General features: G+C 49.4%; 15 protein-coding genes. 8 read left to right on the top strand and 7 right to left on the bottom strand.

Annotation, left to right across the window (positions count from 1 at the left end):
* The first annotated feature begins 10 nt into the window (after positions 1-10).
* Together AC2215_RS21345 and AC2215_RS21340 are read left to right on the top strand one after the other, a co-directional pair.
* On the top strand, positions 11-2,806 hold the full coding sequence (locus AC2215_RS21345) for a DNA translocase FtsK (RefSeq protein ID WP_486812031.1): 2,796 nt from the start codon (positions 11-13) through the stop codon (positions 2,804-2,806).
* A gap of 543 nt (positions 2,807-3,349) precedes the next feature.
* Complete coding sequence (locus AC2215_RS21340) at positions 3,350-3,919, top strand: phycobiliprotein lyase (RefSeq protein ID WP_486812030.1); 570 nt, start codon at positions 3,350-3,352, stop codon at positions 3,917-3,919.
* Here the strand turns inward: AC2215_RS21340 and AC2215_RS21335 are convergent.
* Positions 3,876-4,025 (bottom strand): hypothetical protein, encoded by a 150-nt coding sequence (locus tag AC2215_RS21335; RefSeq protein ID WP_486812029.1) that lies wholly within the window; start codon positions 4,023-4,025, stop codon positions 3,876-3,878. The genes AC2215_RS21340 and AC2215_RS21335 overlap by 44 nt on opposite strands.
* A 52-nt stretch (positions 4,026-4,077) precedes the next feature.
* Between AC2215_RS21335 and AC2215_RS21330 the strand changes: the two genes are divergently transcribed.
* The gene (locus AC2215_RS21330; protein ID WP_486812028.1) at positions 4,078-4,398 is read left to right on the top strand and encodes a 2Fe-2S iron-sulfur cluster-binding protein; all 321 of its coding nucleotides are present in this window, start codon (positions 4,078-4,080) and stop codon (positions 4,396-4,398) included.
* Between the two features lie 390 nt (positions 4,399-4,788).
* On the opposite strand, the gene AC2215_RS21325 is transcribed toward AC2215_RS21330, so the two are convergent.
* The 3 genes from AC2215_RS21325 to AC2215_RS21315 form a co-directional block, all read right to left on the bottom strand.
* On the bottom strand, positions 4,789-5,025 hold the full coding sequence (locus tag AC2215_RS21325) for a hypothetical protein (protein ID WP_486812027.1): 237 nt from the start codon (positions 5,023-5,025) through the stop codon (positions 4,789-4,791).
* A 376-nt stretch (positions 5,026-5,401) separates the two neighbouring features.
* Complete coding sequence (locus tag AC2215_RS21320; protein WP_486812026.1) at positions 5,402-5,899, bottom strand: nucleoside deaminase; 498 nt, start codon at positions 5,897-5,899, stop codon at positions 5,402-5,404.
* Positions 5,900-5,969: 70 nt separating this feature from the next.
* Positions 5,970-6,932 carry an ABC transporter permease gene (locus AC2215_RS21315; RefSeq protein ID WP_486812025.1) on the bottom strand — a complete coding sequence of 321 codons (963 nt, stop codon included), beginning with the start codon at positions 6,930-6,932 and terminating at the stop codon, positions 5,970-5,972.
* Positions 6,933-7,219: 287 nt separating this feature from the next.
* Here AC2215_RS21315 and AC2215_RS21310 point away from each other — a divergent pair, with 287 nt between their 5' ends.
* Positions 7,220-9,004, top strand: coding sequence for a sugar phosphorylase (locus AC2215_RS21310; protein WP_486812024.1), 1,785 nt, complete (start codon positions 7,220-7,222; stop codon positions 9,002-9,004).
* A gap of 140 nt (positions 9,005-9,144) precedes the next feature.
* Here AC2215_RS21310 and AC2215_RS21305 read toward each other — a convergent pair whose 3' ends face one another.
* Both AC2215_RS21305 and murJ read right to left on the bottom strand, forming a co-directional pair.
* Complete coding sequence (locus AC2215_RS21305) at positions 9,145-10,989, bottom strand: sensor histidine kinase (RefSeq protein WP_486812023.1); 1,845 nt, start codon at positions 10,987-10,989, stop codon at positions 9,145-9,147.
* Between the two features lie 1,107 nt (positions 10,990-12,096).
* Positions 12,097-13,710 (bottom strand): murein biosynthesis integral membrane protein MurJ, encoded by a 1,614-nt coding sequence (gene murJ, locus AC2215_RS21300; protein ID WP_486812022.1) that lies wholly within the window; start codon positions 13,708-13,710, stop codon positions 12,097-12,099.
* A 135-nt stretch (positions 13,711-13,845) separates the two neighbouring features.
* Between murJ and sfsA the strand changes: the two genes are divergently transcribed.
* Both sfsA and AC2215_RS21290 read left to right on the top strand, forming a co-directional pair.
* The gene (gene sfsA / locus AC2215_RS21295; protein ID WP_486812021.1) at positions 13,846-14,574 is read left to right on the top strand and encodes a DNA/RNA nuclease SfsA; all 729 of its coding nucleotides are present in this window, start codon (positions 13,846-13,848) and stop codon (positions 14,572-14,574) included.
* Positions 14,575-14,757: 183 nt separating this feature from the next.
* Positions 14,758-15,096, top strand: coding sequence for a P-II family nitrogen regulator (locus AC2215_RS21290; RefSeq protein WP_486812020.1), 339 nt, complete (start codon positions 14,758-14,760; stop codon positions 15,094-15,096).
* A gap of 94 nt (positions 15,097-15,190) precedes the next feature.
* On the opposite strand, the gene AC2215_RS21285 is transcribed toward AC2215_RS21290, so the two are convergent.
* Positions 15,191-15,331, bottom strand: a complete 141-nt coding sequence (locus AC2215_RS21285) for a hypothetical protein (RefSeq protein ID WP_486812019.1) — start codon at positions 15,329-15,331, stop codon at positions 15,191-15,193.
* A gap of 589 nt (positions 15,332-15,920) precedes the next feature.
* Between AC2215_RS21285 and AC2215_RS21280 the strand changes: the two genes are divergently transcribed.
* Both AC2215_RS21280 and AC2215_RS21275 read left to right on the top strand, forming a co-directional pair.
* Positions 15,921-17,468, top strand: a complete 1,548-nt coding sequence (locus AC2215_RS21280) for a pentapeptide repeat-containing protein (protein WP_486812040.1) — start codon at positions 15,921-15,923, stop codon at positions 17,466-17,468.
* 313 nt (positions 17,469-17,781) lie between these two features.
* The gene (locus AC2215_RS21275) at positions 17,782-19,356 is read left to right on the top strand and encodes a pentapeptide repeat-containing protein (protein ID WP_486812018.1); all 1,575 of its coding nucleotides are present in this window, start codon (positions 17,782-17,784) and stop codon (positions 19,354-19,356) included.
* The last annotated feature ends 140 nt before the right edge of the window (positions 19,357-19,496 follow it).

Below are 19,496 nucleotides of genomic sequence, written 5' to 3'. Positions count from 1 at the left end.
GTATATTTTCTTGTATTTAACCCAAGCCACCGAAATTAAAGGTGCGATCGACACTCTTGCTTTAGAAACCATATTATGGGTTGATACGGAAACCGCAGACTGGAAAACCAAATATCCGAAAATTTCCCTGATTCAAGTCCTTATTAACCCCGACGATCGCACTGGAGAATCCGCTTATATTTTAGATGTTCTCGATCGACCTCAGCTCGTTGCATATTTTCTTCAAAAAATTATTTCAAATCCCAAAATAGAAAAGGTTTTTCATCATGCCAGTTACGATTTAAAATTTTTGGGTAAGAAACAGGCAAAAAATATCACCTGTACCTATCAGTTAGCCCGAAAAATATCGAAGAAACGCCTGGGAACGTCGAACCTAAAACTGAAAACCCTCGCTGTCGAACTCTGCGGGTTTACCCAGATCGATTGCGAACCCCAAAGTAGTGACTGGCGACGACGACCCTTGAGCGAAAAACAGCTACACTATGCAAAACTCGATACCGTTTATTTAGCTCACGTTCATCGCCAGCTACTCGAATTTATTGCGCCAAAGTATACCCAAACTGAGGAGGAAATATTTGTGCCAACTGCAAAATTAAATGACCCTTCTTTTAGCGTTACTAACGTGCGAGTAGCCTTTGAATGTCCTCGCTTATTTTACTTAGAGCGGCGCTTTGGTGGCAAGACAGTATTTCTCCCCAAAACTCAGTATGCTGCCATCGGCAATCCCTTCCATCAACTGGCGCAAAAATTTGTCGAACTCGCGATCGCAGATACTCGATTTCGATCTCTGCTAACTCCGGCAGCCGAACAGCTTCAAGCCGAAGAGGTGGCGCAGGAAATGCAGCAACTATTCTACACGATCGAATTTTATCCCTACCTCCAATCTGTTGTCGGAGAGAAACCCCATTTAGCGCCAACCCTCTATCAAATATGGCAGGGAGTTTGCGGCTTAATTCGCCATTACGCGCAGTTGTTAGTGGCAAACCGATATCACTGCCATGCCGATACAATTCTCCCGCAAACATTTGTCGATCGAGAACTTAGAGTACAGGCACAATTTAAGTTACCCGACGGTACGACACAACTCGTGCGGGGTCAATTTGATAGCCTCGTTTATGACGTTGCCAACCGTCGTTTGTGCGCGGTGGAATACAAAACGTACCAAGCTGCCGATTTATCCGCGCAGGTGGCACAGGTGGCGCTGTATGCTTATATGTTGCAGCAACAGAAACGCAAACCGGTGGATGCGGCCGTGTACTGCGTACTGCCGGAGTTTCGAGCATATCAGTTTCCCTGGGAAGAACTCGATCGCACCGTCCACCAACTGATTCCCCACAAACTCGCGCAGATGCGGCAATGGCTGGCGTGGGAACCGCCGCAACCCAATCCGCCACCGCCAACCTCTCAGTCGAAACTGTGCGAGATTTGTCCCCAGCAGCAGAAATGTCAGGGTTATTTTCCCCCAGTCGAAACCCCAGTTGAAACCCCAGCCAAATCCGCTTCGTCTCCCACCAGAAAAAATCGGAAAACTCCATCCAAATCGAATCCACCTTCCCACATCCCCGCGTCCCCGCCTCCCCGCATCTCCCCCTCTCGAGAGTCTCCCACCAGAAAAAATCGGAAAACTCCATCCAAACCGAATCCCCCTTCCCCCGTCTCCCCCTCTCTAAAGTCTCCCTCCCAAAAAAATCAAAAAACTTCATCCCCCATCCCCGCGTCACCGCGTCCCCGCGTCACCGCGTCTTCCCCCCCCACCCCAGAAGTAGATGCCATTACCGAACAACTAGTAACCGTTCTCCAAGCATTTGGCGTCGATGTCGATTATCAAGGCGCAGCAGTCGGGCCGGCATTCGTGCGAGTGAAGCTCAAACCCAAGCTGGGGGTGAAGGTTTCCTCGATTTTGACTCGCAAGGAAGATTTGCAAGTGCAGTTGGGAATTCCGGCACTGCCGCTCATTGCGCCGCAAGCGGGATACGTCAGCGTCGATTTACCCAGAAGCGATCGCCAAATCGCCTATTTCGAGCAGTACGTCCAACCCACCTCAACTCCCGCAACTGCACCGGTTCGGATTGCCATCGGCGTGAATTTGGACGGCAAACTCGTCGAAGCGGATTTATCCGATCCCAATACCTGCCATTTTTTGGTGGGGGGAACGACTGGAAGCGGCAAAAGTGAGTTTTTGCGCGCGCTCCTTCTGAGCTTGTTGCAGCGTCGTTCTCCCCCACAACTCAAAATTGCCCTCGTCGATCCCAAACGGGTGACGTTCCCGGAATTTGAGGGGATGCCGTGGCTGCTGTCGCCGGTGGTGAAAGATTGCGATCGTGCCGTGGAATTGATGGAAGAATTAGTCGAAGAAATGGAACGGCGATATCGGCTGTTTGAAGCCTGCGGCTGCAACGATTTATCCAGCTACAACCAAAAACGGATCGATCGAGATAAACCCCCAGAACCGGCAATTATCTGTATTTTCGACGAATATGCCGATTTCATGACCGATAAAGAGATTAAAAACCCCCTCGAAGGGAGTATCAAACGATTGGGGGCCATGGCGCGGGCCGCTGGAATTCACTTGATTATCGCCACTCAGCGTCCGGAAGCCAAAGTGGTGACCCCCATTATTCGATCGAACTTACCGGGACGGATCGCACTGCGGACGGCTAGCGAGGCGGATTCGGCGATCGTGTTGGGGGGGTCTCGCAAGGAAGCAGCATACCTGCTGGGGAAAGGGGATTTATTGTACCAAGCGGGAGCCAGTTTACATCGCTTGCAAAGTTTGTTTGCCAATGCGATCGATTTGGTTCGGTAACGCCATTGCCGTTCCGTTACCCCCGAGAGTTACCCTATTCGAGTATCCTAAGGAGTCTGAATATTGCAGTAACGTTTGTTCCCGAACGCATCGAAAAAAAATGATAACCTGAAAAGCAAGACTTCAGTGGTTAAAATTTAGGTCAAAACACGCTCGATATCCGATAATCCCCCTTCTAAAAGGGAAAATTCCCCAATCGATCGACCCAAGCTTTCTCAAGCTTCCCCTTCTTTCGGGACGAGAGAAATCTCAGGGAGATGGAAACGAGATTCTAAACAGAATTCTTGCCAGCACGGGCGGGGAATTTATTCAATAGTTACGATCGAGCGTGTTTTGACCTTCTGTTGGTAGAGTTTCAGGGTTAATGTTTGATTTGGGTGCAGTTCGGTACATACATCTATTCATAAAACGACTTTAAATAAAAACTGTCACGGGATTGAAATCTCAAAAATCGAAAAGAATCGATGGTGATTTTCTCGATCCAAAACAGTTCGGTATTAGGGGGTACGAACTTGAACATTGCGTGCATTACCGAGATTGACTATGAACATCCACCAATTTTTTACCCTGTCTCTAGGGTGTTGGCGATCGCAGCGTAGCGGTCACGATCCGATATCGAGAAAATTTGACGAAATGTGCTCTACCGTGAGTACGACCTTGTTGGATGTAGAGGACCAAGAGGCGATCGATTTATGCAGGCAATATGGTGTCGATCCCAGGGATACGATCTCCCCGTTCTGCGTTCATTGGCATAATGAATCGCGGGGAACGATCTCCGAAAATCGATCGGGTCGCTATATCGTCGTCCCCATCCCGGATCTCTATAATACGAACGAAGGTTACTTGTTGAGATCGCCGGGGTTTCCCGAAACCCTTGCCTCCGAGAGTCGTTACGAACTCAATGAAGACGGCACTTTCGTCGAGACCATTCACTATCGCTATGCTAGCGGAGAGAAACGGATTTGGTTTGCCACGCCGAACTTACGGCTGCAAGTCTCGATTTTGCGCGCCAGCGATGGTAACGGTTTGGCCGTTCCGTCTTTTTCGTCAGAGGTGCGCGACCCATCCGTTACCCAGCCGCGATCGAACGATCGAGTTGCCGTCGCGGTGTAATATCGGGTTCGGTTCTCTGGTTTTTCATTTGTACTTTGTCTTGACATAGAACCGAATCGGAGTCGGCGGCGTGTTGCCAGATGGGGGTCATCTTTGCTCTTGCCACGACCCCGACTCCCCCAAACGATATCCGCATTCGTTGCGAAGGTTGCCAAATTGTGAGCGTTTATCAAGTTCGCTTGCTCAATCGAGATAAGGGTCTCGATCGTACCCTTGAAGTTCCCGAAGATGAATATATTCTCGACATCGCCGAGGATAACGATATTCGCCTACCCGCAGGCTGCCGACAGGGAAATTGTTCCGCCTGCGTTGTCAAACTCATTTGTGGGGATATCGATACTCGAGACCAGAAATTTCTCCAACCCCACGAACTCGACGAGGGATATCGGCTGATTTGCGTTGCCTCTCCTCTGTCCGATTGCACAATCGCCACCCATCAAGAGCAAGTTTTATATCGAGATTCACTCTATCACCAGTAAGATTGAGTTCGGTTGAATCGCGATCGAGGGTGTACGATCTCGAGTTCGGATCGTTCGTGACAATTAAGCACAATTCGATCCATCTCGTCTTTAAGTCTCTCCCGATGCTCCCGATGCCCCCGATTCTCACGACAACGGTCATTGTCAGTATGCAACCGAACTCGATCTAGCAGTTCTCAAATCAGTGAGAACCGATCGTGAATCTCTAGTCCTCCTTCATCAGAGGGATTTAGGGGGATTTTCCGGACCTCATTCATTCGAGAAACGCTATATTACGGTCAATTTTCTGAATCCATCACATCCAACCTGAAAGGAAAAATATTTTCCCCCGACTTTTATTCGGGGGGAAACTACTATTCAATTGACAAAATTCAACTCAAAATTTTGGATTCACACACCCACAGTCGGTTCTGGAGAAGCCGGTGTCGTCGATGAAGGTTGGTAGTCAAAAAATACGAGATACCGATCGTTGGGAATTTGCCGACTCAAACAAGACAAATGACCGTTCGCATCGGACTGAGTGCGAAAGCGAGCGACGATCTCCTGTTGCATATCCGGCAGCAAACGAGCGACAGCCCAAGGACGTAACTTCTTGGAGTATGTCTTGGGGTCGTTGTTAGATGGCATAACGATTCTCCTTCAGTTTGAAATGGGTTGTAGATGCTGAAATTTCTATTTTTACGAGAGGATACAGCACCATCTATAGCAAGTAGTAAAGCTCGATAAGCAGTCAATGTCAACTATCAACAATTAACACGGTTCGATTGATACAAATTGCAGGAAAAATTAAGTCTCGCTAACACTAGACGATTACGATCGAACTGCCAAATTTGAATCGGCGAGCCAAGAGAAATGGGTCATGGAAATATTCAGCATTCACGACCGAACATTTATACAATACACCCAAGTCTCAATTGGATATTGTTGCTTGAGGAACGCTATTTTTTGAGTTGGATTTTTGAGGTTGTTTGTGAGTTTACCGATCCCGAGGCAGTGAGTGTATTTAATATTCAACCTTATCGGGAAGGCGAATCCACTCCTCAAAGGCACTTATCGCTTCTTCTCGCATCATTTGAATCATTGGAAGTTGACGATCGGGCTGGGGCAATTTCAATTCATCATTGATGAAGCCATCGTCAAATCCAATCTCCGCCGCATCAGCTTTGGTATTGGCATAGTAAACACGCTCGAGTCTAGCCCAATAAATGGCTCCCAAACACATCGGACAGGGTTCGCAACTGGTATACAGTGCGCAGCCTTTTAGCTCGAAGGTTTGTAGAACTTGGCAAGCTCGGCGAATCGCGATAATTTCGGCATGAGCGGTGGGATCGTTCGTCGAGGTGACTTGATTGTGAGCTTTGGCAATCAGTTCTCCGTTTTTGGCGATCGCAGCTCCAAAAGGACCGCCCTTTCGAGAGCGAACCCCAAGTAAGGACTGGGCAATTGCCTCTGCCATGAATTGACGGTTGGCCATTTCCATCTCTTTCATTTTTATTGGCATTTCAATCGGCTCCCCAGTTAGGGCGATCGGATGACCGAGAACCCGGTTGTTTAACAAATGTTTAACGAACCTATTTTTTGTATTGAACCCTCGGATCTAAGAGAACGTAAATCAGATCGGCGATAAGATCGAACACCACAATCAAAATAGCATAAACGATCGTAATTGCCATAACGACTGGGGTATCGCTGCGATAAATTGACTCAATTAAAAGTGCACCGATACCCGGAACTCGAAAAACTTGTTCGGTCACCAGGGACCCGGTAAAAACAGCAGGAATATCGAGGGCAACGAGCGTCACTACCGGAATCATCGCATTGCGGAGGATATGTCGTCGCACGACAGTAAACTGCGATAATCCCTTGGCATAAGCGGTACGGACGTATTGTCGATCGAATTGCTCTAAAACGGAGGCGCGCACGAACCGCATCAACATTGCCCCTTGATAAAGTCCCAATACACAAATAGGCATAATTGATTGTTGAACTTGTGCGACAAAACTTTGCCAATCTGTAACGTTTAATGTACTTTGATAAATAAAAGGAAACCACTTTAATTGGACGCTAAAAACGATAATAAATAACAGTCCAGTGAAAAAAGTCGGTAGGGAAAACCACAAAAATGCAAACGTCGTTGCCAGACGATCGAAAATCGAATATCGTTTGAGAGCGGAAATTACTCCTAAGGGAAACGCCACCAGCACCGCCAAAGCGTAAGCCGAACCCACCACCCACAACGTCGTCGGCAAGCGCTGGAGCATTAGATCGCTTACGGGGGTGCGGCTAACGAAGGAATATCCCAAATCCCCGCGAATAAAGGCGATCGCCCACTTCAAATACCGGATGTAGATGGGGCGATCTAATCCGAGGGAGCGACGCAAGTTTTCCCGAACCTCGGCGGTAATCGCGGGGTTGGTCGCCAATTCTCCCATGGGATCGCCCGGTGCTAGAGTCAGGACTGCAAATACCACAAGACTGATAGCCAGCAGGGTGGGAATCGCAACGAGCAATCGGTTTAGAATATATCGGTTCACAAGATATCGACGATCGATGGGTCACAACAAGATTTTGAAAGTGGGAGAGGCCCGATTGTCAATGTTCGGACTCAAATTTTCAGGCTCAAATTTCCCAACTCCAAAATCCACTATAATGTGGGTTTAACTGAGGTTGGCAATTATCCGTTTACCCCCCAGTTCCAAGGGTCGGGATTTAACGTTTCATGACAAAAATCAAAAGTCTTTGAGGGATTGCCAGACCAACCTTTTCGGGTCTCTACATTTTTGCCATATTTTTATCGCTATCGCTTGCCAATTGTATAGTTATGATGACGACTGATTCAACCGATCGATACGAATATTTTTCCCAACAAGTCAAGCCGCTACTCGATCGAGTTTACGGAGATCGAACGGGGAAAATTTTAGTCGATCGAATTTTTGAGCTCCTCGACGGAAATTTTGCCCCATCCGTTGCCGAAAATCTTAACAAGTGGAATCAAGATAACGTTATCGCCATTACCTATGGAGATAGTATTTGCAGTTCAACCGGGGAACAACCCCTGAAGACGTTATCTCGTTTTCTGGAAAAACACTTAGGAGAGACGATAACAGGCGTTCATATTTTACCCTTTTGTCCTTACAGTTCCGACGATGGATTTGCCGTTATCGACTATCTCGCCGTCAACTCCGAATTAGGAGACTGGTCGGACATCGAAAAAATTGCCGAAAAATTTAATTTGATGGCCGACTTGGTGCTCAATCACGTATCGAGTCAAAGCGAGTGGTTTCAACAATTCAAACAAGGGCTCGAACCCGGTTGTCACTATTTTATCGAAGCCGACCCCGAAGCTGATGTTTCCGATGTGGTGCGTCCTCGCAGTTCCCCACTACTGGCAAAAGTTGAAACCGATCGAGGGGATAAATACGTCTGGGCGACCTTCAGCCACGACCAAGTCGATCTCAACTTTGCCAACCCCGACGTTCTGATCGAATTCGTTAAAATCATTCTCTTTTACGTTCGAAAAGGGGCAAAATACATCCGCCTCGATGCCGTCGGCTTTTTGTGGAAAGAACCGGGTTCGACATGCATTCACCTGCCACAAACCCACGCCATCGTCCGCCTGTTGCGCGAGATTTTACAAACCCTCGATCCGACGGTCGCCCTGATTACCGAAACCAACGTCCCCAACCGGGAAAACCTCAGTTATTTCGGCAATCGGAACGAGGCGCACATGATTTATAACTTCAGCCTGCCGCCATTGGTTCTCAACGCCCTGCTTCAGGGTCGATCGGATCACCTGAAAACTTGGATGATGAGTATGCCGCCCGCCCCGATCGGCTGTGCGTATTTTAACTTTACCGCCTCCCACGATGGTATTGGCTTGCGACCCACAGAAGGATTGCTCTCCGAGGCAGAATTTCAGACCTTAGTGGGGGTGATGAAACAATTTGGCGGACAAATTAGCTATCGCACCCGACCCGACGGCAGCCAAAGTCCCTACGAAATTAATATCTCCCTGTTCGATGCTCTCAAAGGCACGGCCAAAGGAGAAGATCGCTGGCAAATCGAGCGGTTTCTGTGCTCGCAAACCATCATGATGTCCCTCGAGGGAATTCCCGCCTTCTACATCCACAGTTTGCTCGCCACGTGCAACGATACGGAGAATATGAAACGGACGGGTCACAATCGATCGATTAACCGCCATCGTTGGAACGACGAGGAGTTAGAAAAGCAACTGAGCGATCCTAAATCCCCCCACGCCATCGTTCTCAAAGAACTATGCCGACTGATTCAGATTCGTCGCCGCCAACCGGCATTTCATCCCAATGCCACCCAGTACACCTTGCACCCCCTCAATCAAGCGATCTTTGCCTTCTGGCGGCAGAGTATGTATCGCGATCAGAGTATTTTTTCCATTCACAATCTCAGTAACCAAACTCAGGAACTGCGGTTATCCAATTTGAATCTCGTGTGTACGGACTCCTGGTGCGATCTCATCAGCGGACGCTGCATTGAAGAAGTTCACACCGAGTTCGTTCTCAAACCCTATCAATCGGCCTGGATTACGAATAACTTGACAATGGAGGTCTCAAGTCAAACTGATTACTGATTACTTAGGGACTTGCAAAGAAATAAAGTACCCGCGTCATCAAAGAGACACCGGTAGGGGGAATGGGGCTGTTGACCCCGACGATGGGTACACTCTAAACCCGCACATCCCCGAGCACCGATCGCTTGTGACACCGCACCCTACGCTGCTTGAATCGCCGCTTGACGAACCGGCAGCTCGATGGCAAACTCCGTACCTTCGCTGGGATTCGATCGACACTGGAGGCTTCCATCGTGCTTGTCGACGACGATTTGATAGCTAATCGAGAGTCCGAGTCCCGTACCTTTACCGACGGGTTTGGTGGTGAAAAAGGGATCGAAAAGCTTGCTGCGGATCGAATTGGGAATTCCGGTTCCATTGTCGCGAATCCGAATCGAGATTCGATCGCCGATTGCCTCGGTGTGAATTTCGATGCGTGCGGTTTCGCGTCGCTCGAGTCGTTTCTGTTCTAGGGCATCGATGGCGTTGGCGAGCAAGTTCATAAACACCTGATTGAGTGGGCCGGGATAGCAATCGATTTGGGGCAGTGTGCCATATTTTTTGACGATCTCGATCGCCGGATACTCGGGTTTGGCTTTGAGACGGTTTTGCAGAATCATCAGCGTACCGTCGATGCCTTCGTGGATATCGACGGTTTTGATTTCTGCTTCATCCAGGCGAGAGAAGTTGCGTAGGGATTTCACGATTTCCTGAATGCGATCGGCTCCCACTCGCATCGATCCGAACAGTTTCAGCAAATCTTCTTCGAGAAAATCCAGTTCGATCGCTTCGATTTCTGTTTGAATCGCAGGGGTGGGAGTGGGGTATTCCTGCTCGTAGAGATGCAAGAGATTGAGAATATCTTCGAGGTACTCTTTGGCGTGGGTGAGATTGCCGAAGATGAAATTCACCGGATTATTGATTTCGTGGGCGACTCCAGCCACCATCTGTCCCAAACTCGACATTTTTTCTGCTTGAATCAGTTGGGCTTGGGTGCGTTGGAGTTTGCGCAGGGTGTCCTGGAGAAATTCATTTTTATCGTGCAGTTCCTGGGTGCGCTCTTGCACTCTCTGCTCTAGGGTTTGATTGTAGTGTTCTAGCTTTTCGTTGGCGTGTTGTTGGTCTTTGAGGAGTTGCTGTACTCGCCCGATGAGTTGGTTGATTGCCAGAGCTAAAATTCCCACTTCATCTTGGGTGGTGACCGGTGCTTGAAGGTCAAAATTGGCTTCTGCTGTAGCTTTGTGGGCGATGTAGGTGACTTTTCGCAGGGGTAGAGAGATGGTGCGACTGGTACGAATGGCAAACAATCCCGCGATCGCGACGGAGAGGACAATGCTCAAGGCGATCGCTTTAATTTGCAGTGCTTCGGCCTGTTGCAAATATTCTTCGGCGTCCTCTGTTTCCTGGGCAATCGCCTCACCGAGGTTTTCCAAATCTTCTGAAAAGTTCTTCATCGATCGACCCAGGGCGTTTTGGTTCAACCGAATCAATCGTTGTTGGTCTTCTTCAACCTCTTCAGGTCGCCAATTGTTCGGATCGAGATCGCTTAAAATAAATTCAACTTCGTGAAAATACGCAGCTGTCAAACCGTCGTATTTTTTCGCTAGTTTTTTCACCAGTTCTAACTCGTCCGATCGCTCGTCAATTTCTGGGGAGACGTAAGTGGCTTTTAACTCCTGCCAAGCTCGATCGAACCCTGCGGCGTGGTATTGGAACTCGGCATATTCTTCTTGAAACTTCTTCGGTTTCCCGCCGAAGATAATAATTCGGTGCTGGTGCAAGATCGCATGGCTGAGTTCTCGATCGAGGATTGCCAACAGGCGAGTTTCTTCGAGGACATCTTCGATCTGTTTTCGGGCTAAATTCTGGTGGCGATCGCCTAACGCAATACCTGCAGCCGTCCCTGATATTGCAATTCCCAAGGCCACAGCATATCCCAAACTGATTTTCTGGCTAATTTTGAGACTGCCCAGCCAAGTTCTCGCCGGAGCGAGCCAAGACGTCAAGAACCCCCCTGGCTTCCGATGAGTTGAGTTGGCGTCAAGGTTCGGTGCCGAAGGGGTCGATCGCGGTTTTTCCATATTTAGAAACAGGCGGTCAGTACTCCGAGGTGAAATGAATGAGGTGCTCGAATACAGCGTCAATTTCAACCTAACAAGCACTTGTAAAAAGATTGTGAAGGCGGCTCGATTCGATGTAAAACTTAAACGGTTGGAGATAGGGCATTCGAGTTTCTTCGCGATCGCCTAGCGACGCTCGCCCCAACCAATGGATGCCGATCGTCGAAATTGTAAGATAAATCTGAAATTTTCCCGCACGGGGCAGAAAATCACGCTAATATATTTTGCAATTGCCAAAACCTCACCTTCGGGTGCATCTGCGTTCTTATTGTCAACAGTTCTACACGCGGTTGTCGGTAATTACAATCCCTATCTTCAGAGCCACCATTTTCCCTGTTTTCAAAAACTTTTATTGAAGAGACGTTCAAAGACGACGAACTCAATACCTTGTTCGAGCGAGGTTTCGATTGAGTCTTACTTGATTGTCAGATACGATAATGGCTTTAGACTGTCTTAGTAACAAGACCGTCTAAAGCTTTTTATTGACATCGATCGTCGTCATATCGAGTTCGGATAATTCGTGACAATTAAGCGCAACCCGCTCCATCTCTTTTTTAAGTCTCTCCCGATGCTCCCGGTTCTCACCACAACGATGATTGTAAGGTCAGCATTCAGCTATCAGCGGTCAGTCGTCAGCTTCAAACTCCGACACAGCTTCTAACTTGAACCTCTGCCAAACCCAAACTCCTGAAGTTGTAGCTTGTTCTGAGAGTCTAAAGCTAGTAGCTGATAGCTGACGGCTGAATGCTTACATTGTAAGTATTTAACCGAAATGGATATATAGCGGTATTCAGTTAGGTTAGAACAGTTCGAGCTCACAGAGCGTATCTTCGATCTTTCTCCCCCAGCTTCCCCCGCTCCCACCGCGATTGCCTGCCCACGGTCACTTGTGTCAAACACGCGACTGAATATGGCTATAACATTCCGACAATATCGATCGCAGAACTCGTGAGAATCAAAAGCACTCCATTCAAAGGATAAACGTCTGGTGGTTCACCGTCTCAGTTTTTGACGAATGCGATCGACTAATAAATCCACTTCCGGAACCCCCAAAAATATCGAAAGGACGGCAAAAATTGCCAACCCCAAACCACCAGAAATTCCCAATTTCAGCAGCAAAATCGAAAACCCTTCATTGCCCCAAAGACTGCTGAGGGTATCATTGACGATCCAACTCGAAAAACCGGCGATCGCACTGGCAAGGGTTAATGCAACAATTGGCAAACTCCACTGGCGAATCGGCAACCCGTTCAACTTGCGATCGAGCAAGACCAACAATACCCCCATCGACACCACATTCACCCCCACCGTCGCCAAAATCAAACCCGGCGCGCCGTAGGCATTTACCAACAAATAATCCAACAACCCATTGAGAAAAATATTCGCCACGCTGACTCGAAACGGCGTTTCCCCATCCCCGAGGGCATAAAAGACCCGCACCAGCACATCCCGTCCCAAATAGACGAACATTCCCAATCCGTAAGCCACCAGCATCGGCGCGACAAATTCCGAAGCGGCTCGATCGAAGGCAAATCGCTCGTACACCACCCGGACGATCGGTTCGGCTAGGGCCATCATCAGCGCCCCCAAGGGCAGCATTGTGAGGGCAGTCAGCATCAATCCCTGGCGAATCCGCAGCTTTAACTCCGGCCAATTTTGCGGGTCGGCCAAGCGAGAAAAAACTGGCATCAGCGGCACTAAAATCGCATTCGATAAAATCCCCAACGGCGTTTGCACCAACAATCCCGAGTAAGCCAAAGCCGAAGCCGTACCGGGGATAAACGAGGCGAACCACAAATCCGTATAGACGTTAATCTGCATCATCCCCGAGGAGAACGTCGCCGGCCCCATCACCTGCAACACCTCCCGAACTTCAGGGCGATCGAACTCGAACCGCAGCCGCAACTTACCCAGACCCGCCCGCCATTGCGCCACCATCTGCACGAACCATTGCAACCCCGCCCCCAACAGCGTTCCCACCGCCAGTACCACGCCCCCTAACATGGCATATTCCGGTTCGATGACGTTTTCGCCCAAATAGAATACCAATCCCCCCAAGGCAGCAATCAACGCCGCACTGGAGAAGAGGGGACTAATCGAGGGCAGCCAGTACATATCCGCCGCATTCAGGGTACCGAAGCCAATCCCGATCGAACCCGCCAGCAGCGCCATGGGGGCCATAATCTGCAACTGCCGCACGGCAATTTCCCGCGTTTGCAACCCCACCTCCGTTTCTGTCAGACCCCGGGCTACCAAACTCAAAATCGGATCGGCAAAAAGAATTAAGCCGAGGGTAACGAGGATGAGAATGCCGCCGATGAGGGTGGTGATGGTTTCGATGATGGGAGCAGATTCGGACCGTTCGCGCTTAGCGAGAACGCTAACGATGGCGCTGTGAAAAGGACCGTTAATCCCCCCCAGCAGCACGAGCAAGAAGCCGGGAACGATGTAGGCGTAGTTGTAGGCATCCACGGCCGCGCCCACCCCAAATACGGCGGCGATCGCCTGCTGGCGCACCAAACCGAAGACTTTACTAATCAGGGTGGCGACTGCTACAATCCCAGCAATTCCAGCAAGGGAGCGAGCGGGCTTTTTCTCTTCAGACACGGAGATTAAAGGTAAAAAATTGCGAAAGGTTTCCCCAACATTTAACCGCAACAAACGACCCTTGTCTTGTGGGAGTCTACCCGAAACTCGATCGATTATTTTCCATTGCATCCGAGTCCCATCCCACCAGAGACCATGACAGACTTTGTATACCAGTATCCGCCCCTGTACGCTGGCACCTTGGTCAAACGCTACAAGCGCTTCTTGGCCGATGTCGAACTGGTGAACGGCGACATCGTCACGGCACATTGTCCCAATACCGGACCGATGACGGGGGTTTGCGATCCCTGCAGCCCGGTGCTTTTGTCTTGCAGTAACAACCCCAAGCGCAAGTACGCCTATACTTGGGAGTTGATTCAGATGCGAGATGCGGCGCGAACCTGGGTGGGCATTAATACCGCCCTGCCCAATCGGGTGATGAAAGGGGTTCTCGAACAGCGTTTGATTCCGGAATTGGGAGACTACACCGAGATTCGATCGGAAGTGAAGTACGGCAGCGATGGCAAAAGTCGGGTTGATTTCCTCCTCGAAGGAAGTGGCGACGGCAAATCCATCTACGTGGAGGTGAAGAATACAACCTGGGGACAACAAGATGGCTTGGTTCTATTTCCCGATACGGTGACCGTGCGCGGACAAAAGCACTTGCGCGAGTTGATGTCCCTGCTTCCCCAAGCGCGATCGGTGATGTTGTATTTTATAAATCGAAGCGACTGCGATCGCTTTTCCCCTGGAGATAGCGCCGACCCGGTTTACGGAGAGCTTTTGCGCGAGGCAATCGCGCGCGGGGTTGAGGTTTTGCCCTGTCGGTTTGAGATTACCCCAGAAGGAATTCGCTATTTGGGGTTAGCGCAACTCGATGTGTAATCGATCGATATTCGATCGGGTGCGATACCGCACCATCGCCAGCACGGAGAGTGGATGTTGCCCGTGGAGAACGCGCCGACGGGGAACGACGTATAATCGATTACGATATCTCCATCGATATCTATATATTGAGCGATCGGTCGCTCGCCTGCTTGTGTGAGTTCTAGTTTTAGGAGTTTTGATGTGAAAAAAGTAGAAGCAATCATTCGCCCGTTTAAACTAGATGAGGTTAAAATTGCCCTCGTAAATGCGGGTATCGTGGGAATGACCGTTTCTGAAGTTCGAGGCTTCGGACGACAAAAAGGTCAAACCGAACGATATCGCGGTTCTGAATATACGGTCGAGTTTCTCCAGAAACTGAAAATCGAAATTGTCGTAGAAGACGATCGCGTCGATATGGTGGTCGATAAGCTGATTGCGTCGGCAAAAACCGGTGAAATTGGTGATGGAAAAATCTTTATTTCTCCCGTCGAACAAATTGTCAGAATTCGCACGGGTGAAAAGAACTTAGAAGCAATTTAAAATTTCATGTTTAGATTGTAACTTGACAATAAGATGAGCGATCGAAACGAAAAAAATCAATCCGCCTTCTAGGCTTTACTGTCAGCATTCGGCTTCAGATCGACCAAGAGCGAACGAACTCAACGCGACTCGCGCGCCAAAGATCGTAGATTCCTGGCTCGGGAGAGAGAATCCAGCTCGAACCCATGCTGACCTCTTGAATGAAGAAGGTGACCCCTAACAGCTCAACACTCAATGCTGGCTAAATCTCTCTAAATTGACTCTCTCAACTTTTAGATAAAAGCCAGCAGGATCTGAGATCGAAAAGACGTCCAAATATCACTCCCTTGACTTGGTAAAATTCGATCGTTCATCACCCCATATCTTGTCAGGATACAGCTGCTTCTAAAGCAGTTCCCTCTACTTCCGGGATATTGAGTTTCGCCACACCAATCGGTCTGGGTTGGGAATTTCGGCAATCGCGATGTTGTCGATCGAGATAAAAATCGATCGATTGTGGGAACGAGAAACCTGCGATCGTCGATCTGATGTTGCTCGAAATCGATTTAGAATCGACCCTTGGCACGCCTCAAATCCTCACGTCTCCAGCCGGCAAAAGTTATGATGGTAGAATCGGGACTGTAAAAATTCAGTGCAGATCGTTTGGGTGGGGAAAAAATTGCGCGTTCGGCGCACTCTCGACCTTAGCTTCCCTGTCTCTTTACCTCTAAAGACTTGGGATAAAATTTCGTGGCGCGATGGCTCGTTCGAGTCTCGGCGACCGCCGCCACACTCAATATGGTTAAGCATACACTGTCATGCTCAGATTGTCTCAGGGTTGCCAAATGGAAGCTGAAGAACTCTTAAAACACTATGCAGACGGAGAGAGAAAGTTTGCCAAAGTTAACCTCAACGAAGCAAATCTGAGCCAAGCCAATTTAAGCCAAATCGATTTGAGCGATGCCTGTTTGAGCGTTGCCAATCTCAGCGGAGCCAACCTCAGCGGCGCCAATCTCCAACGAGCCAAACTCAACGTCGCCAAACTCAGCGGTACGAACTTAAGCCGAGCCAATCTCAGCAGTGCCGACTTGAACGTATCTAACCTCATCCGTGCCGACCTGAGAGAAGCCATTTTACAAGATGTTGCCTTAGTACGCTCGGAATTGCTCCGAGCGAATTTGAGTCGAGCCGATCTCAAAGATGCCAACCTCAGCGGGGCGATTCTTAAAGAAGCTCAACTCACCCAAGCCAACTTTCAAGGCGCAAATTTTAGCGAGGCCGATCTGAGCAGCGCCACCCTGAGCGGAGCTAATCTCGAACACGCCACGTTCCGAGGCACGAACCTCCGACGCACCGATTTAGGTGGTGCCAACCTGCGCAATGCCGAACTTCGACAAGTCAGTTTAGCCGGAGCGAAGCTGGTGGGGGCCGACCTGCGGGGTGCGAACTTGCGCTGGGCGGATTTGAGCGGTGCCAACTTAGCCGGTGCGGACTTGAGCGGTGCTAAGCTCAGCGGCGCCAACTTAGCCGGTGCGGACTTGAGCTATGCCAATTTACTCAACGCCAGCTTGGTTTATGCCGATCTAACCGCAGCCAATTTGATGAAAGTAGATTGGATGGGAGCCGATCTGTCCGGAGCGATCCTCACCGGCGTGAAACTCTATGGCGTTTCCCGATTCGGTCTCAAAAGCGAAGGGATTACCTGCAAGTGGGTGAATCTGAGTCCGACGGGGGATGAATCGCAAATTCGCCAGCTCAGCAGCGAACAAGTCAAACAATTTTTTAACGAAACGCTGCCGACGGTTCAGATTATGGTAGATATGGTCATGGACAGTGCGGCACATCTGGCTCTGGCTCTGGCTTATTACAAAATCGCCGCCCAATATCCCGGATTGCGCCGGGGACCGAGTATTGAAGTGGGCGATCGACGGACGATTCTCACCTTTCGGATGAATAGCGATCTCAAGTTATTTGCAACGGCTTGCGTGGCGATTTTACCCTTTCGAGATGCCGAAGCCACCCAAGACAATATTCTGCAATTGGTTCGCCTGCTGACCACCCAAGCGAGCGATCGACTCAGTGAAGAACAACATCGATACATCCAGAAAGTTGGTGCCACGCTCTCTGTGGCGATCGAAAAAGTGAATGCTCTTAAAGAACTCGCCAATGACTCGTTCCTCATCAAGCAAGGGGAAAAGTTTTTTCACGCGCCAACTCACGTGGTTTTAAATAACTCGAAGAATCAACAACTCGAAGTTCAACACCATCCTCAATTTGGCAAGCAGTTGATTCATTCCGTGAATCGAGTCCCTCAAGGTTCGATCGCCAAAGCCAGTCAAATTTCTTTCCCATCACCCTCGTTCATGATGAATTTTATCAATATTAATCCTTGATGTTTAAAGACTTTGAGAGTGGTAAATGTGATGGGTTTAAATGAGGGTGACTCTCAAACAGAAAATATTCAATCGCCAAGTTTTGTGTTCGAGTGATGGCGTTTTCGACGAATAAATTAGCGAAATGTGAGTGATGGACGAGCCTTCAATTCGATGTAAAATCCAACATTCGATCGCGCCCAAATCCCATTCAAAAGGCATTGGCGACCCATCGCGTAAAATAGCATTCAGACTCACCCGCCTTCGAATCCGAGGGAGTCGCGTCTTTCTTCAAGCACAACTCGCTACTTATTAGGTTTTTCAGGGAGAATCTATGACCGTCCAAGAACTCATCCGAAAATATGCTGCTGGAGAGAGAGACTTTGGGGCGATCGACCTCGCCGAAGCGAATCTAAGTCGAGTCAATCTCGACAACGCCAACCTCAGCCGATCTACATTCAGTATTGCCAACTTGAGCGGTGCGAATCTCAACGAAGCCGATTTAAGCTACGCCAAGCTGAACGTGGCTCGACTCAGCGGCGCAAATTTAACCAAAGCCAACTTACACGGCGCGATTCTCAACGTCGCCAACATGATTCGGGCTAACCTCACTCAAGCCAATTTGATGCAGGCGGCCCTCATTCGCGCGGAGATGATTCGAGCCGATCTCACCCAAGCGAATTTGAACGAGGCTAACCTGAATGGTGCGGATTTACGAGAAGCCAAGCTCGATCGCACCGATCTCGGCGGTGTCAACCTCAGCGAAGCCGATCTGCGCGGGTCAACGGTGGTGGGGGCGAATCTATCTCAAGCGAATTTAAACGGGACCGATTTGAGTAAAGCCGATCTCGGTGGAGCGGATTTGGGACACACCGAACTCCGGCACGCTCACCTCCATCGGGCGAATTTGAGTGGGGCGAGTTTGCGGGGGGCCAATCTACGCTGGGCTGACTTGAGCGGAGCCGATTTGCGCTGGGCTGACTTAAGTGGGGCAAAATTAAGCGGGGCTAACTTAATCGGTGCCAATCTGAGCCATGCCAACTTGGTGAATACTAGCTTCGTCCACGCCGATCTAACTCAGGCAAATTTGATGAGAGCGGATTGGGAAGGGGCGGACTTGAGCGGGGCAATTCTAACCGGAGCTAAGTTATACGGCGTGTCCCGATTTAGTTTGAAAACCGAGGGAATGAGTTGCGAGTGGATCGATCTGAGTCAATGGGGCGATCGCAGTCGAATCTGCCGCTTTACCCCCGAGGATTTCCAACGGTTTTTCAATCAAACCCATCCGATGGTTCAAATTATTATCGATATGCCTCTGACTCAGGAAGCCCATTTTGTATTGGCTCGAATGTACTATTACATTTTTCGAAAATACCCGGAAATGGGTCAACCGCCCAGTATCGATGTGGGTTATCGCCAGACCACGCTAACCCTGCGGGTGGACACCGACGAACTGCTATTCCCAACGGTTTACCTAGCGATGCTTCCCTTTGAAGACGCCGAACCCACCCAAAAAAGCGCCCTCAATTTCGTCAAACTCATTCAGTCTAAAAGTAGCGAGATTTTGGGGGTCAAAGAGTCTAATCGAGTCGCCAAACTCAGCGTATCGATTTTAAAAAAGATGCGAGTAGCCAGTACCATCGAACTTTCGGGGTTAGAGAAGTCCGACGAACCCAAGGGCGAGTTTTTTGGGGCCCCCACTCAAGCCGTGCTCACCAATTCGAGTTCTCAAACCTTAAAGGTTTACCATAACCCGATGTTTGGTAAACGTTTTCTCGATCGAGCTGGAGACTCCCCCGCCAAAACCGGAATGGCAGTTTCAAGTAAACCCGTTGCCTTACCCCCAGTCAGCGTCATCCTTGAATTTATCCAGAGTTTCTATTCCCTCGATGAAGTCGCGTCGAGCTGAGGGAGAGTGTGGGGTGATGGGGTGATAGAGGAAGGAATTCACGAGTTTTCAATTGTCCGTTACACTCCCGAGTCGCTTCCGAACCCTGCGAAAGCCCCGACCCCCCGATGCCGACCAACACTCGTATCAGATGTCGCGGT

It is taken from the genome of Zarconia sp., from assembly GCF_057467645.1.
The sequence above is the reverse complement of the archived record's forward strand: the minus strand, read 5'-3'. Positions and strand labels throughout refer to the sequence as shown.

Coding starts and splice junctions, on each gene's coding strand:
- AC2215_RS21310 (WP_486812024.1), top strand. CDS start 7,220: ATGATGACGACTGATTCAACCGATCGATACGAATATTTTTCCCAACAA.
- sfsA (WP_486812021.1), top strand. CDS start 13,846: ATGACAGACTTTGTATACCAGTATCCGCCCCTGTACGCTGGCACCTTG.
- AC2215_RS21280 (WP_486812040.1), top strand. CDS start 15,921: ATGGAAGCTGAAGAACTCTTAAAACACTATGCAGACGGAGAGAGAAAG.
- AC2215_RS21340 (WP_486812030.1), top strand. CDS start 3,350: ATGAACATCCACCAATTTTTTACCCTGTCTCTAGGGTGTTGGCGATCG.
- AC2215_RS21325 (WP_486812027.1), bottom strand. CDS start 5,025: ATGCCATCTAACAACGACCCCAAGACATACTCCAAGAAGTTACGTCCT.
- AC2215_RS21320 (WP_486812026.1), bottom strand. CDS start 5,899: ATGCCAATAAAAATGAAAGAGATGGAAATGGCCAACCGTCAATTCATG.
- AC2215_RS21275 (WP_486812018.1), top strand. CDS start 17,782: ATGACCGTCCAAGAACTCATCCGAAAATATGCTGCTGGAGAGAGAGAC.